General features: G+C 54.4%; 11 protein-coding genes and 1 pseudogene. 10 read left to right on the top strand and 2 right to left on the bottom strand.

Features of this window, described 5'->3' with window-relative positions; all coding sequences use genetic code 11:
- Nucleotides 1-261: pseudogene (locus A8990_RS31895) on the top strand (group II intron reverse transcriptase/maturase); the annotation flags it as partial.
- Between the two features lie 475 nt (nucleotides 262-736).
- On the opposite strand, the gene A8990_RS29210 reads toward A8990_RS31895, so the two are convergent.
- Complete coding sequence (locus tag A8990_RS29210) at nucleotides 737-1,969, bottom strand: MFS transporter (RefSeq protein ID WP_116192546.1); 1,233 nt, start codon at nucleotides 1,967-1,969, stop codon at nucleotides 737-739.
- 183 nt (nucleotides 1,970-2,152) lie between these two features.
- Here A8990_RS29210 and hemE point away from each other — a divergent pair, with 183 nt between their 5' ends.
- The 3 genes from hemE to hemG are packed head-to-tail and all read left to right on the top strand — an operon-like array spanning nucleotide 2,153 to nucleotide 5,698.
- Nucleotides 2,153-3,226, top strand: coding sequence for a uroporphyrinogen decarboxylase (hemE, locus tag A8990_RS29205; protein ID WP_116192545.1), 1,074 nt, complete (start codon nucleotides 2,153-2,155; stop codon nucleotides 3,224-3,226).
- Between the two features lie 12 nt (nucleotides 3,227-3,238).
- Entirely contained in the window at nucleotides 3,239-4,177 is a 939-nt protein-coding gene (hemH, locus tag A8990_RS29200) for a ferrochelatase (RefSeq protein ID WP_116192544.1), read from the top strand.
- Between the two features lie 39 nt (nucleotides 4,178-4,216).
- Nucleotides 4,217-5,698, top strand: coding sequence for a protoporphyrinogen oxidase (gene hemG, locus A8990_RS29195; protein ID WP_116192543.1), 1,482 nt, complete (start codon nucleotides 4,217-4,219; stop codon nucleotides 5,696-5,698).
- Between the two features lie 67 nt (nucleotides 5,699-5,765).
- Here hemG and A8990_RS29190 read toward each other — a convergent pair whose 3' ends face one another.
- Nucleotides 5,766-6,305 (bottom strand): phosphatidylglycerophosphatase A family protein, encoded by a 540-nt coding sequence (locus A8990_RS29190; protein ID WP_116192542.1) that lies wholly within the window; start codon nucleotides 6,303-6,305, stop codon nucleotides 5,766-5,768.
- Between the two features lie 140 nt (nucleotides 6,306-6,445).
- Here A8990_RS29190 and A8990_RS29185 point away from each other — a divergent pair, with 140 nt between their 5' ends.
- The 6 genes from A8990_RS29185 (at nucleotide 6,446) to A8990_RS29160 (ending at nucleotide 14,416) form a co-directional block, all read left to right on the top strand.
- The gene (locus A8990_RS29185; protein WP_116192541.1) at nucleotides 6,446-7,519 is read left to right on the top strand and encodes a GerMN domain-containing protein; all 1,074 of its coding nucleotides are present in this window, start codon (nucleotides 6,446-6,448) and stop codon (nucleotides 7,517-7,519) included.
- Between the two features lie 165 nt (nucleotides 7,520-7,684).
- On the top strand, nucleotides 7,685-8,431 hold the full coding sequence (gene rph / locus A8990_RS29180) for a ribonuclease PH (RefSeq protein WP_116192540.1): 747 nt from the start codon (nucleotides 7,685-7,687) through the stop codon (nucleotides 8,429-8,431).
- The gene (gene rdgB / locus A8990_RS29175; RefSeq protein ID WP_116192539.1) at nucleotides 8,428-9,069 is read left to right on the top strand and encodes an RdgB/HAM1 family non-canonical purine NTP pyrophosphatase; all 642 of its coding nucleotides are present in this window, start codon (nucleotides 8,428-8,430) and stop codon (nucleotides 9,067-9,069) included. The genes rph and rdgB overlap by 4 nt, the downstream gene beginning before the upstream one ends.
- Before the next feature lie 457 nt (nucleotides 9,070-9,526).
- A complete protein-coding gene (locus tag A8990_RS29170) occupies nucleotides 9,527-10,348 on the top strand; it encodes an LPXTG cell wall anchor domain-containing protein (RefSeq protein ID WP_116192538.1) in 822 nt (273 codons plus the stop codon).
- Between the two features lie 91 nt (nucleotides 10,349-10,439).
- Nucleotides 10,440-11,423 (top strand): class B sortase, encoded by a 984-nt coding sequence (gene srtB, locus A8990_RS29165; RefSeq protein WP_116192537.1) that lies wholly within the window; start codon nucleotides 10,440-10,442, stop codon nucleotides 11,421-11,423.
- An 80-nt stretch (nucleotides 11,424-11,503) separates the two neighbouring features.
- A complete protein-coding gene (locus A8990_RS29160) occupies nucleotides 11,504-14,416 on the top strand; it encodes an extracellular solute-binding protein (RefSeq protein WP_116192536.1) in 2,913 nt (970 codons plus the stop codon).
- Nucleotides 14,417-14,427 lie beyond the last annotated feature (11 nt).

Genomic DNA, 14,427 nt, shown 5'->3' with positions numbered 1-14,427 from the left:
CTGATGCAGACCGCAGACGAATGGATGAGAAGGCGAATCCGCATGGTGTACTGGAAACAATGGAAACGAGTGAAGACAAGGTTTACGAACCTAAAAGCATTTGGGATCCGCGCCAAACAAGCATGGGAATACGCCAACACAAGAAAGGGCTACTGGAGAACCTCCCATAGCCCGATCCTCTCCAAATCCCTCGACAACAATACCCTCAAAGAACTCGGATTCTTATTCTTTTCAGATTACTACCGACAAGTTACAACGTAAACTTAGGAACCGCCGTATACCGAACGGTACGTACGGTGGTGTGGGAGGTCGGCTACTCAACTAATGGGTAGCCTCCTACCCGATTTGTTTGAGCGTTTAGGAGGAGTCCAGCAGACCAGCTGCATTGGCTGAAATTATGTTTTGAGGCGAAGAGGCCTAGCAGACCAGCTACTCGAGTGCAAACTTGAGTGAGATTAGACTTAAGAGATAGGATAGAGCGACATGTAGATCCCTGAGGTTCACTCTTTAGCTCAAATCGCCGATTTTCCTCTGATGTAGATCCCTGGAGTACACTCTTTAGCTGAATTGGCTCATTTTCTACTAATGTAGATCCCTAGAGTACACTCTTTGGCTCATTTTGCTGGTTTTCCGCTAATGTAGATCCCTGGAGTACACTCTTTAGCTTCAATTCCCTCACAAACAAAAGAGACCGCCCGATCAAGGGGGCGGTCTCTTTTGCCAACTCTAATTTCAACTAACTCGAACCCCTACGCAGCGCGCCAGTGTTCCGGCGCGCTCCGCTTACGAGCGTGCGCCGCACCCACAGCGCGTTCACGACGAACAGCACGGCGGAGATGATGAACACGCCGCCGATGCCGGTCCAGCCGGAGACGAAGCCGCCGACGATGGGACCGACCATGTTGCCGAGCGCGAGCATGCTGCTGTTCAGGCTGAAGGAGCGGCCTTCCATGCCGTCCGGCGTGAACCGACGCACGAGCGCGTTCACGGACGGGATCAGCCCGCCCATGAAGCAGCCCTGCAGCAGCCTGCAGAGCAGCAGCTGCCATACGCTATGCACGAACGCCTGCGGGATAAACAGCACCGCCGCGCCAATGAGCGAGATGCCGAGCACACGCTCCTGGCCGATGCGATCACTGAGCCGCCCGAGCAGCGGCGAGGCGATCATATTCGAAAGCCCGGCTGCGGAGCCCACGAATCCGGCCCAGAACGCGAGATTGACATCGGTGCCGTGCAGCTGCTGCACATAGAGCGGCATGAGCGGCATGGGTCCGATGTTTGCGAACTGGAGCAGGAACGTGACCGCGAACAGCGACATTAGCTGCGGCACCCGGCTCAGCTGCTTGAAGCCTTGAATGACCGAGACATTCGGCCTTGCGGCAGCCTTTTCGCGGTTGAAGCTCTCTTTCACGACGAAATAGGCAAGCACCGAAGCCGCAAACAAGCTTATGCCCGTGATGTAGAAGATGGGCTGGTATCCAACGGCATCCGCCAGCAAGCCGCCGATGAATGGGCCGAGAATCGTGCCCGCGATACCGCCCGACTGCAGCGTGCCCATCGCGAAGCCCATGCGACTCTTCGGCGTATTGGCCGAGACGAGCGAGACGGCTGCGGGGTTAAACCCGGAGATCGTGCCGTTCACCATCCGCAGCAGCAGCAAATGCCACGGCGACGTGGCGAAGCCCATCAGCGTCATGACGACCGCCATGCCGAAGCCTGAACGGAGCAGCATCATTTTGCGGCCGTATCGGTCGGACAGCTTCCCCCACAGCGGCTGAAATAGAAACGAAGTGACGAAGTTGCCGGCAAAAATAATGCCTGCCCACGTGGCGATTTCATGCTTATTCGTCATTCCGATCTGTTCGGACTGCAAATACAGCGACATGAACGGGATAATCATCGTCATTCCGCCCATGACAAGAAACTGTCCTACCCATAGGACAGCGAGATTTTTCTTCCATTGTTCCATTAGTAGTTCTCCCGTCTGCTGATTCCATTACTTGTTATAGTACCACTTTCACACCAGACCAAAACAGCCATGACGAACATTGTCATATGTTTGTCAATGATGCACGGTGCGCGGCGGTTGTTACACCTTTGCAAAAAGGGCATAATGGAAACGTAGGGAAAACGATAGAAATGGGGAACTTCAATGAGCTACAACGACCAATTCATCCGTGCTTGCCGTGGAGAACAAGTCGATCGCTTACCCGTCTGGTATATGCGACAAGCGGGACGTTACGATCCCGATTACCGTAAAATAAAAGAGAACTATTCGCTGCTCGAAATTTGCAAGCAGCCGGAGCTGGCAGCAGAAGTAACAATGATGCCGGTTAATAAGCTTGGCGTTGACGCGGCGATCCTATATTCCGATATTATGAATCCGGTTGCTTCGATCGGTATCGATTTTGATATTGTTGCGAATGTAGGTCCGGTTATTCACAACCCGATCCGCACGGCGGAAGACGTTGCGAAGCTGAAACCAATCGACGTTGAAGGCGATCTGTCCCACGTGCTGGAGACGATCCGCATCCTCGACCGTGAGCTGAAAGTACCATTGATCACGTTCGCTGGCGCGCCTTTCACGATTGCCAGCTACTTGATCGAAGGCCGTCCTTCCAAGTCTTATATCCGCACCAAGACGATGATGTACTCCGAGCCGGACGTTTGGTTCAAGCTGATGGACAAGCTCGGCGACATGGTCATCGCGTATTTGCGCGCGCATATCGCGAATGGCGGCAAAGCGTTCCAGCTGTTCGACAGCTGGGTCGGCTCGCTTGCGCCGCATGATTTCCGCAAGTATGTGCTGCCGACGATCGAACGGATTTACAGCGAGCTGTCGGATCTGCCGCAGCCGAAAATCTACTTCCCGGGCGTAGCTTCAGGAGAGCTTCTCCCGACGCTGACGAATCTGAAGGCTGATGTCATCGGCCTCGATTGGCGCGTGCCTATCGCGGAAGGCCGCCGCAGACTGGAAGGCAAGTATGCGGTACAAGGCAACCTCGACCCTTACGTGCTGACTGCACCTATGGATGTTATTAAGGAGCATGCGAAGGCAATTATTGATGAGGGCATCAAGGAGCCAGGCTATATTTTCAACCTTGGACACGGCCTGTTCCCGGAGGCGTCCTTGGATAAGCTGCGCGAGCTGACGGAATTCGTGCATGAATACTCGGCTCAAGCTATCGCAGCAACATCAGCAACAGCGGCGCCGCTGAGCAAGTAGGAGGAACGGCACATGGCTAACAACAACTTAATCGGTGTTCTCGTAATGTCCTATGGAACGCCCGAGAGCATGGATCAAATCGAAGAATACTATACGCACATTCGCAGAGGCCATGCGCCGACGCCCGAGCAGCTTGCAGAGCTGACGGAGCGTTATGAAGCAGTCGTAGGCGGCGTGTTCCCGCTTCGCGAGAATACGAACCGCCAGGTGGCGGGCCTGCAGGCGAAGCTCGATGAAGTCGCGCCGAACCAATTCCGCTGCTACCAAGGCTTGAAGCATGTTCGTCCTTATATTGAAGACGGCGTTGCGGCAATGGCAGCCGATGGCATTACGCAAGCGGTCGCGATCGTGCTTGCCCCGCACTACTCGATTATGAGTGTCGGCGGCTACGTGAAGCGTGCGGAGGAGAAGGCGAAGGAAGTCGGCATTGCGATGACGTCAGTGGACAGCTACCATCTGCATCCGAAGCTGATCGAAGCGCTCGTGGAACGCGTGAAGGCTGCGCACGGCAAGCTGCAGGAGCGGAACGTGCAGCCGATCAAAGTCCTGTTCAGCGCGCACAGCTTGCCGGAGAAAATCCGCGAGATGAACGATCCGTACGAGCAGCAATTGCTGGATACTTCGAAGGAAGTGGCAGATGGTGCGGGCACGCCGGATTGGCAGTTTACATGGCAAAGCGCCGGCCGTACACGCGAGCCTTGGCTCGGACCGGACATTCTCGACACGATGAAGGAAGTTGCTGAAGCAGGCTATAAAGGCGTGCTGTCTGCGCCAATCGGCTTCGTCTCGGAGCATCTTGAAGTGTTGTACGACATTGACATTGAAGCGCAGGCAGCTGCGCGTGAGCTGGGTCTGACGCTGGAGCGGATCGACATGCTCGGCACAGACTCGCGTTATATGGAGACGCTCGCTGATTCCGTTCGGGAAGCGAGCAAAACAGCTTTTCTATAAAAGACAAGCGTGAGAAACTACCTTGGGGAGATGACCTGCATGCGGGGTAATGGACAACGCGATCGCTTTGTCGTAATTGGCGGAGGCATCAGTGGACTGAGCTCCGCTTTTTATTTATTGAAACAAGCGAAGCAGCGCGGCCGCGATGCGCTCGTTACGATTATTGATCCATCGGAGCGTATCGGCGGCAAAATCAACACGTTAAAGCGTGACGGCTTCACCATCGAGCGCGGTCCGGACTCGTTCCTGGCGCGCAAGACGCCGATAATCGATCTGGCTTACGATCTAGGGATTGAGAATCAGCTGGTCGGAACGAATCCGAAAGCGAAGAAAACGTATATTTTGCATCACGGCAAGCTCCATCCGATGCCTCCCGGCCTCGTGCTTGGCGTACCGACCGAGATTGCGCCGTTCGCGAAGACGAGCTTGCTCTCATGGGGCGGCAAGCTGCGGGCGATGATGGATTTCTTCACGCCGGCAAGCAAGGAGACAGGCGACGAATCCATCGGCGACTTCTTAACGCGCCGTGTCGGGCATGAGGTCATGGAGCGTGTGGCTGAGCCGCTACTCGCAGGCATCTATGCTGGCGAGCTGAACAAGCTGAGCCTCGCATCGACGTTCCCGCAATTCCGGGAAGCGGAGCGCAAGCATGGCAGTCTCATTCGCGGCATGCGGGCCAATAAACGGCTTGCAGCGTCAACGCCGACAGTCGCGACTCGTCTGCCGGAAGCGGTGAAGAACAGCATGTTCCTCACGTTCCGCGGCGGACTGAACACGATGCTGGAGGCGCTGCATCAATCGCTCGAGAATTCAGGCGTGGAGTGGAAGCTCGGGCGCAAAGCAATGGCATTCCGGCAAAATGATCCGGATGAGCATGGGAATGATTCCCCGCCGTATGAAGTGCTGCTTGGCGACGGCGAAATTATCGAGGCGGACGGCATCGTCATTACCGCTCCGGCGTTCGATGCGGCTGATCTTCTTGAGCCGCATATGAATGTGGATGCGCTGCATGCGATTCGCTATGTATCGGTTGCGAACGTCGTTATGGCGTTCGATAAATCGACGCTCGGCATCGATTTTGACGGCTCCGGCTTCGTTGTGCCTCGCACGGAAGGAACGACGATTACAGCCTGCACGTGGACCTCGGCCAAATGGCTGCATTCCAGTCCAAGCGACAAAGTGCTGCTGCGCTGCTACGTCGGCCGATCTGGCGATGAGGCGGTTGTGGATTTGTCGGACAACCAGCTGACCGAAGCGGTGCGCCGGGATATTCGCAACACGATGGGCATTACGGCAGAGCCGCTGTTCGCCGAAATTACAAGGCTGCATCGTTCGATGCCGCAGTATCCGGTTGGCCATCTGCAGGAGACGGCGAAGCTTCGCACGAAGCTGCGTGCTCAAATGCCTGGCGTATGGGTGACGGGAGCGGCGTTCGACGGTGTCGGACTGCCAGACTGCATCCGCCAAGGCAAAGAGGCGGCAATCGGCGTTTACAAGTCGCTCGTTGGCGACTACAAATAAATGAATAAAGGGTCACGCTCGAAGTTAGCCATCCAGCTAGCTTCAAGGCGTGACCCTTTTTCATTTTTTAGTCAATCGGCGGTCCGACTCGTCCTTCGCGTTCCGCTTGTTTGCGGTGCGCGATGCGGCTGCTTGCCGCTGCGGCGATAGCGCCTACGATATCATCCAGAAACGTATGGCAATCCGCGTCTTCTTTGTCATTTAACTTCTTCAATATGCCCGGCTTCAGCTTGTCCACATAACCGAAGTTGGTGAACCCGATGCTGCCGTACACATTCACGATCGATAAGGCCAGAATTTCATCACAGCCATAAAGTCCCTCGTCATTCTCGATCATCTCTTGCAGCGGGGAGAGGAGCATGCCCTGTTCGGCCAGCATATCCAGCTGGATGCCGGTCAGTACCGCGTTCTGCACCTCGCGCTTGGTGAGCACGGCTTCGACGTACAGCTCGCATTCCTCGATGGTGAGGTCAGGGAAGTAGTCTTTTTGCAGGAAAATAACGAGCTCGGCGATTTGAGACGTCTTCACGCCGCGTTTGGTGAGCCATTCCTTCGTCGCTTCAGCGATCTTCGCGCTGTTGAGGCTGTACGTACTGGACTTTGTCATGTCGACTTTGCACCCCTTGTCTCAAAATGGTGGACAAAACTGGTCTAATTGAATTGGAGGGCTCGTATATATAGTACTACAAAAGAGGTCTTGTACCAAAACCGAAGATTCAACAATAAGAATAGGGAGGAAAAATGAACATGACTCACTATCGGCTCATTCGCCGGGCCGCGCTCGCGGGAGTGCTGGCTCTGCCCATTTTGACAACCGGCTGTGGACTGTTCTCTCAGCCAGCAAGCGAATCGATTGACCCTCCGCAAAATAGTGCGCAGAACGTAACTGCAGACGCGAACAACAATGGACAAACTGTCGCACAGGGCGATCAAACGAATCAGGGCGATCAATCGCAGATGACGCTCTACTTGAAGGATCGTAACGGCTTGCTTGCACCAATCTCGGTCATGGCTGCTCTCGGCACAGACGAGAAGCCAGGACAGAAGGCACTCGAAATGATGGTTGACGGCGGCAAATATGCAAGCGAAATTCCGGACGGCTTTCAAGCGGTGCTGCCGGAAGGCACAGTTATCAAAGGGCTGAACATCGTTCCTGATCAAAAGCTTGCTGTCGTCGACTTCTCGAAGGAATTCGGCAATTACAAAGCAGAGGACGAGCGTTCTATCGTCGAGGCGATCACTTGGACGCTGACAAGCTTGCAGGATGTTAATAAAGTCGAAATTACGCTCGAAGGCCAGCGCCTCACAGAGATGCCGGTTGACGGCCTGCCGATGGACGACGACCTCACTCGCGCAATCGGCATTAACCTTGAAGCTTCCGACAACGTCGATTACAGCTTGTCGACGCCGGTTACGATTTACTTCTCGGCGCTCACGCCGGATGACGTGCAATATTTCGTACCGGTGACTCGTCTCGTGAACCGTTCCGACAACAAAGCGAAGACGGCTATCGAGCAGCTCATTAGCGGTCCGATCAACAACCTGCCGCTGAAAGCTGTCATGACATCTGATGTGCTCGTGAAGAACGTGACGAAGAAGGATGGCATCGTTACGGTCGAGCTGCAGGACGACAGCTATCAAGCGGGCCAGCCGGAGCCGGCTGAAATGATGGACGCGCTCGTGCTGTCGCTTACAGAAGTGACGGGACTTGGCAAAGTTCAGGTGAAGCTGAACGGCAAGACAGACTTCGTCGATACGCTTAACCGCAAGTACACAGAGCCTGTATCGCGTATGGAGACACTGAACGCATTCAAATCTTAGCTGACTACAGCAAGCGGCTGTATGAGCACGAACAAGGACCTGATCTATCGCACGGTATGGTGCGGTTAGAGCAGGTCCTTCCTGTTTTTGCGGGAAAGATGATTTTGGTGCTTTCTTTTGGTAAAATGAGTGAGATTGACGTAAAACAGATGGAGGCTTACATACATGAGAACTGACGGACGACAGACCGCCGAGCTACGGCCGGTCTCGATTACACTACATCCGAATAAGCACGCAGAAGGCTCCGTCCTCATTGCGTTTGGTGATACACAAGTGCTGTGCACCGCAACTGTAGAGGAGCGCGTGCCGCCTTTTATGAAGGGGCAGGGAAAAGGCTGGATCAACGCGGAGTATTCGATGCTCCCGCGGGCAACGCAGGTGCGCAACCAGCGCGAATCGGCAAAAGGCAAGCTGACCGGCCGCACGATGGAAATTCAACGGCTGATCGGCCGCGCATTGCGTTCGGTCGTTGATCTGCAGGCGCTCGGCGAGCGTACGATTACGCTGGACTGCGATGTTCTGCAGGCGGACGGCGGCACGCGCACGACTTCGATTACTGGCGCGTTCGTAGCGCTTGCGCTTGCGGTTCATAAGCTGGACCGCGGGAATACGTTCGCGAAATATCCGATCACGGATTTCCTCGCTTCGGTGAGTGTCGGCGTTATTGGCGAGCGGACGCTGCTTGACCTGAACTACGACGAGGATTCGAAGGCGAAGGTCGATATGAACGTTGTGATGACTGGCGCGCGCAAGTTCGTTGAAGTGCAGGGCACGGGAGAAGAAGCGCCGTTCTCGCGCGATGAGTTCAATGAACTGCTGGCGAGCGCGGAAGCGGGCATCGCGAGCTTGATCGAGAAGCAGCGCGAGGTGCTTGGCGAGCTCGGCAGCCGCATTGGGACGGCGAGCGTATGAAGCCGGGCGATACGGTCGTCGTAGCGACGAAGAATGCCGGCAAGGTCCGGGAATTTGCGCATGCATTCGAGAAGCTGGGCATGCGCGTGGTCAGTATGTTCGACTATCCGAGCTTGCCGGATGTCGTTGAGGATGGTACGACCTTCGCCGAGAACGCACGCAAGAAAGCGAAGGAAGTGGCGGAAGCGCTCGGCCTGCCTGTGCTGGCCGACGATTCGGGCTTGGAGGTTGCGCGGCTCGGCGGCGAGCCGGGCGTCTACTCGGCCCGGTACTCGGGCGAAGGCGCGACCGATGTGCGCAACAATGAGAAGCTGCTGCGCGAGCTGGCAGCGCTGGGCGACGCGGGCGCTGCGGGCTTGGGGCCGCTCGCGGACGGCACGCAGCTGCTAAGCGAAGCGCGGTTCGTCTGCGCGCTGGCGCTGTACGACCCGGCGACGCGTTCGTTCGCGGAGAGCGAGGGCTACGCCGCGGGCTATATCATGGAGAAGCCGCGCGGCGACGGCGGCTTCGGCTATGACCCGCTGTTCTACATCAGCGGGCAAGGCAAGTCGATGGCGGAGCTGTCGACAGAGGCGAAGCAAGGAATCAGCCACCGCGGCATCGCACTCGCCGCGTTGCTGGACAAGCTTGCGCGCTAGTCGCAAGATTTTTAGGAAAGGCAGGAAGCCGGCTAGAGGGCTTCCTGCCTTTTTTCATGAGTATCCGTTACTCGTCGGCGAAGGGGGAGGCAGTAGCTTGCGCGGAAAGAGTGGTAATGAAGGTCACACATCGGCGGAAATCCAGCGGAAAAGTGGAAAGAGTGGCACTGAGGGTCACACATTGGCAGAAATCCGGTAGAAAAGCGGAAAGAGTGGTACTGAGGGTCACACATTAGCGGAAAACCGGCAGAAAAGCGGAAAGAGTGGTACAGAGGACCACACATTGGCGAAAATCCGTTGGGCGGCACACCTATGCCTTTATGTCCAGAAGTGCAGTAAAATCAATAGGTATAACGTTTAATATATTTTTCTAAAAGGGTATTCAGCCGCATTTGGTTATGATATATTGAATTTGCAATAGTAAACGCTTTCAATCGTGTAAAGGAGTGATTGGTTAATGAGAACCCGCTTCAAAGTATTGACAGCAATTGCATTCGCAGCCGTTCAGATTTTCGCACTATCCTCCTCCGCTTTTGCCTCAAATTCAACTACGTACGACGCAACCAAGGATTTCGCAACGACCAAGAAAGCAGACTCCGTGTGGCATTACCAAAGCAATGATGGAAGCGGCTTTAAAGATCTCCCGGTTTACTACAAGGATTGGGACGCATGGGTACCGCTCGAAGACCCTTCACCGGGCCCTTACAGCACAGTCGGAAGAGCAGACGGCAAGCTGTACCTGCATCCGGATAAATTCGCCGACACCGGCAAAGCAATCAACGTTGCGATCAGCTGGACAGCGCCGGGAGACGGTAAAGTGACCATCCCTTCTGTAACGATCGCGCACAGCGGCAACAACGATCCGGACGCTTCCAAAGGAACGATGGCGTGGATTGAAGCAGGCGGCAAGAAATACGACGAGACAAAGCTGAAATATGACGGAAGCGCGAAGATTGATGCGGTTACGTTAAACGTTAAACAAGGTGATGTCATCCGATTCGTCGCGAACAACAACGGCAGGGGCGGCAACAATACGACGTTCTGGCCGATCACGGTGCAATTCGATGGTGCTGCTGCAGCATCGACGGGCAAGTCCGACGATAAGGCAGCTGCTGGCGACAAATCTGGCGATCAAGCTGTCAAAGAGCCGCTGACGAATGCGAACGGCAATCCGAAGACGGGCGATTCCGGTATTTCTACATATGTGCTTCTTGCCGCAGTATCGCTTGCAGGCATTGCATTCTTCACGCTCAAAGGCCGTAAATCTGCAAAACAGTAGTCTGTCTCATTTGAAATGTTGGATTCGGTAGCGAAGACCCGGCTCTTACCGGGCTGGGTTTTCTTTATCGGTACAAGGAGGGACTTCGGCTATGCCTGTATCCGCCGTTAATCGAATGGCGAAACTCCTCATCATCGCGCTTCTTGCCGCCGTATTCTTCTACTCCGTTTATAGAATCGTCATGAAAACCGTGGATTACCATAATGGCGATCGGCTGTATGCCGAATTAAGCAATCAATTCGAGACGGAGCTGGACGACGAGCTGCAGCCAACTCACACTGCAGTCACCTCAGACACTCCAGTCACTCCAGTCACATCGAGCACTTCAATCACTTCAATCACATCGAGCGCTCCAGCAACCTCAAGCACTCCAGTCACCACAGTCACCTCAGTCAATAAGGTCGAGCCAGCAGCTCCATCTAAGCACGACTACCCGATTCCCGAGCATGTGAAAGCCGTCATGGCGGAACAAAGCAAGGCAGCAGCTGAACTCGAAGAGCAGAAGCGCCTTGAAGCGAATCCGTTTGCGAAGTCCAGCAAGCTGCTTAAGCTTAACCGCGACATCGTCGGCTGGGTCAAGATTCCGGGCACACACATTGATTACCCCATCGCACAAACAACCAACAACGAATTTTACTTAACGCATGATTTCAGCAAGAGAAACAACAGCGTCGGCAGCATTTTTATGGACTACCGAAACAAGAAGAACTTTCAAGATCGCAATACGATCCTGTTCGGCCATTATATGAAGAATAAATCGATGTTTTACGATGTGACGCAGTTTAAGAAACAGGCTTACTTCGATGAGCATCCCGTTATCTACACGTACACGCCGAAGGGCGTGCAGAAGTGGGAGATCTTCCTCGTCTATGTGTCGAACGCGGACTATAACTATTTAATTCAGAATTTCCCTTCCGAACGGAAGTTTCAACAATATATGAAAGAGATCAAGCGCAAAGCCGTACATACGAGAGATGTGAAGCTAGGCCAGGATCAGCTGCTGACGCTTTCGACCTGCAGCTATGAGTTCAAGAATGCCCGGACAGTCGTTGTTGCGAAATTAATGAATGACTAAGAGCGATTGACTCCAATCGCCTTTTTTTCAAAGGCTTCATTAAACGTTTAATACGTGCATCGCAAGCAAGGAGGACATTGATGAGAAGAGCGGTCCGTTCACTTTTATTGCTGGCAGTTCTCTGTTCGGTCACAGTCATGCAGCTGGACACGGGAGGCGTCGCTGCAGCTGAACAGCCAAGCAAGACTACGACTAATCAAGCAGGACTCATTAATACAGTGTCGGCAACAAGCTACAGCAGCTATCTGCAGTCATTTCTGAAGGAGCCTGCCCCGCAGCTCGATGCGTTCTATGCCGGGGCCGCTTTCGCAGACGAGCAAGATTCCGGGGTGAAGAAGGTCGGCAGCTTCGAAGGGAAGCAGGATGTACTAGAATGGGCGAGCGAGGAAGGCTGGGTCGAATGGCGCGTGGAAGTGCCGGAGACAGGGCTCTATTCACTCGGATTATCGTATTACGCATTGCCTTCGAAGGGGCGGGACATCGAGCTGAGCCTGGCGATAGACGGGAAGCAGCCATTCGATGAGGCGGCCCGGAACGTGTTCCCGAGAGTATGGAAGAATGCGTCCGCAATCCGTTCAGACGGCAGCGGCAACGAGATTAAGCCGGACCAGGTCGAAGTGCCGATGTGGCAGGACGGCACATTCCAGAACATGGACGGTTTATATATCGAACCCTATTGCTTCCATCTGACGAAAGGCGAGCATACGATCCGGCTCGGTGCAGTTCGGGAGGCGCTCGCGATCGCGGGCATTCGGGTCTTTCAGGAAACAGCAGCTCAGCCATACCGCGATGTGATGAAAACATACGACAGTCAAGGTTATAAACCAGCCGCTAATCAGCTGCTTAAGATTCAAGGCGAGCAGGCGGAGCTCAAATCCGAGCCTACCTTATTCCCGACCTATGACCGAAGCAGCGCCTCAACGGAACCGGCTAATCCAGCCAAGATCCGTCTCAACTCGGTCGGACAGTTGAATTGGCAGCATCAAGGCGAATGGATGACGTGGGAATTCGAAGTGCCGAAGGACGGACTTTATAACCTCGCTTTCAAGGTGAGACAAAATTACGTTCGAGGCATGTACAGCTCGCGGAAATTGTTTATCGACGGCAAGCTGCCTTTTCTGGAAATGGCGAATGTGAGATTTCCTTATAAGTTGAATTGGTATACACGGGTGCTCGGAGACGGCGGCAAGGATAACGAGCCGTATCTGTTCTATCTGACGAAGGGCAAGCACGAGCTGAAGCTTGAAGTGACGCCAGGCGATCTCGCGGAAACGCTCCGGAGCGTGCAGAGCGTCGTGTACGAGATGAACGATATTTACCGGCGGATCATTATGATCACCGGAACGAGCGTTGATGCGTATCGCGACTATAGGCTGGACGAGAAAATCCCCGGTCTTCTGAAGCAGTTAACCCGAATTCGTACGGAGCTCACCAAGCAGCTTGCGAACATTGGCCGTGTCTCCTCGAGCAGCGGCGGTTCCGAAGCTTCCATTCTGGAGGAGATCATCCACCAGCTTGGCAGCTTCATTGACAATCCGGACACGATCCCGAACCGGCTAGAACGGTATAAGAACAATGTCAGCAGCCTCGGAGCCTGGATTCTGGATATGAGATCACAGCCGCTCGAAATCGATTATATCGTCGTGAAATCGCCGGATCGGAAGGCGCCGGCGGCAAGAGCCGGATTTTTCCCGCAGCTGTTGTTCGACGTGAGAGCATTCTTCGCCTCCTTCGGCAATGATGCAAGTTCGGTCGGCGGCACGTACGGCGGAAGCAAAGACAAAATGATATCGGTATGGGTCAGCTCAAGCGACATTGCATCTACAGGCATTGCGACCGGACGCGACCAAACGCAGATTATCCGTAATTTAATTGATAATTCGTTCACGCCGAAGACGGGCATTCACGTCAACCTAAGTCTGGTCGACAGCTCGCAGACGCTCGTTCAAGCGACGTTAGCCGGGAAAGGTCCGGATGTCGCCATGTTCGTCCCGAAAGAAACGCCCGTCAACTTGGCGATGAGGGGGGCGCTCGCGGATCTGTCGACATTCAAGGGCTATGACGAGCTGATCAAACGGTTCTACAAATCCGCGACGATTCCGTTCGAGTATGAAGGCGGCCATTATGGCATACCGGAGACGCAGGATTTCAACATGCTGTTCTACCGCAAAGATATTTTGCTGGAGCTCGGTTTGAAGGTGCCGGCCACATGGGCGGAGTTCTACAAGATGGTGCCGGTCATTCAGAAGAAGAACATGGAGATCGGCATTCCGCCGGAATCGCAATCGATGTTCGAGACGCTGCTCTTTCAGCGAGGCGGCACCTTCTATACGGAGGACCGCAAATCGACCGATTTCGATCAGCCTGCTGCCATGGAAGCATTCAAGGAATGGACTGGATTTTATACGAAATACAGCTTCCCGGTCGTATTCGACTTCTACAACCGCTTCCGAACCGGCGAAATGCCTGTCGGTATTATGCCGTACACGACGTACAACCTGCTCTCTGTAGCCGCTCCCGAGCTGCGAGGGTTATGGGATATCGCTCCGATTCCAGGTTCGCCTGCGGAGGATGGATCGATTAACCGGATGGAGAGCTCGAATGGAACCGGCAGCATTATTCTGAAGGACTCGAAGGAGCAGGAAGCCGCATTCGACTTCATCGATTGGTGGACCAGTGCGGATGTGCAGGCACGTTACGGCTCTGAGCAGGAGATGCTGATGGGCGCGGCGGCGCGATACAATACGGCCAATATCGAGGCGTTTGGCAAGCTTCCTTGGACGAAGGCTGAAGCGGATAACTTGATGAATCAGTGGAAGTTCGTCTGGGACATTCCTCAGCTGCCGGGCAACTACTACACCTCAAGGAACATTACATTTGCCTTCCGCAAAGTGGTTTACGACAACAGCAATGAGCGCGAGACGCTCAATAAGTACAACCAGGAAATCAACAAAGAGATTATCCGGAAACGAGCCGAGTTTCATCTAAAATGATGCGGGGCAGG

It is taken from the genome of Paenibacillus taihuensis (assembly GCF_003386535.1).
Classification (GTDB): domain Bacteria; phylum Bacillota; class Bacilli; order Paenibacillales; family Paenibacillaceae; genus Paenibacillus_Z; species Paenibacillus_Z taihuensis.
Note: the sequence above shows the minus strand (reverse complement) of the source record. Positions and strands in the feature narration are given on the sequence as shown.

What these genes read in the sequence shown, in the direction of transcription:
- hemH (WP_116192544.1), top strand. Translation starts at nt 3,239, where the DNA reads ATGGCTAACAACAACTTAATCGGTGTTCTCGTAATGTCCTATGGAACG.
- A8990_RS29210 (WP_116192546.1), bottom strand. Translation starts at nt 1,969, where the DNA reads ATGGAACAATGGAAGAAAAATCTCGCTGTCCTATGGGTAGGACAGTTT.
- hemG (WP_116192543.1), top strand. Translation starts at nt 4,217, where the DNA reads ATGCGGGGTAATGGACAACGCGATCGCTTTGTCGTAATTGGCGGAGGC.
- A8990_RS29170 (WP_116192538.1), top strand. Translation starts at nt 9,527, where the DNA reads ATGAGAACCCGCTTCAAAGTATTGACAGCAATTGCATTCGCAGCCGTT.
- A8990_RS29185 (WP_116192541.1), top strand. Translation starts at nt 6,446, where the DNA reads ATGACTCACTATCGGCTCATTCGCCGGGCCGCGCTCGCGGGAGTGCTG.
- hemE (WP_116192545.1), top strand. Translation starts at nt 2,153, where the DNA reads ATGAGCTACAACGACCAATTCATCCGTGCTTGCCGTGGAGAACAAGTC.
- rdgB (WP_116192539.1), top strand. Translation starts at nt 8,428, where the DNA reads ATGAAGCCGGGCGATACGGTCGTCGTAGCGACGAAGAATGCCGGCAAG.
- A8990_RS29190 (WP_116192542.1), bottom strand. Translation starts at nt 6,305, where the DNA reads ATGACAAAGTCCAGTACGTACAGCCTCAACAGCGCGAAGATCGCTGAA.
- rph (WP_116192540.1), top strand. Translation starts at nt 7,685, where the DNA reads ATGAGAACTGACGGACGACAGACCGCCGAGCTACGGCCGGTCTCGATT.
- A8990_RS29160 (WP_116192536.1), top strand. Translation starts at nt 11,504, where the DNA reads ATGAGAAGAGCGGTCCGTTCACTTTTATTGCTGGCAGTTCTCTGTTCG.
- srtB (WP_116192537.1), top strand. Translation starts at nt 10,440, where the DNA reads ATGCCTGTATCCGCCGTTAATCGAATGGCGAAACTCCTCATCATCGCG.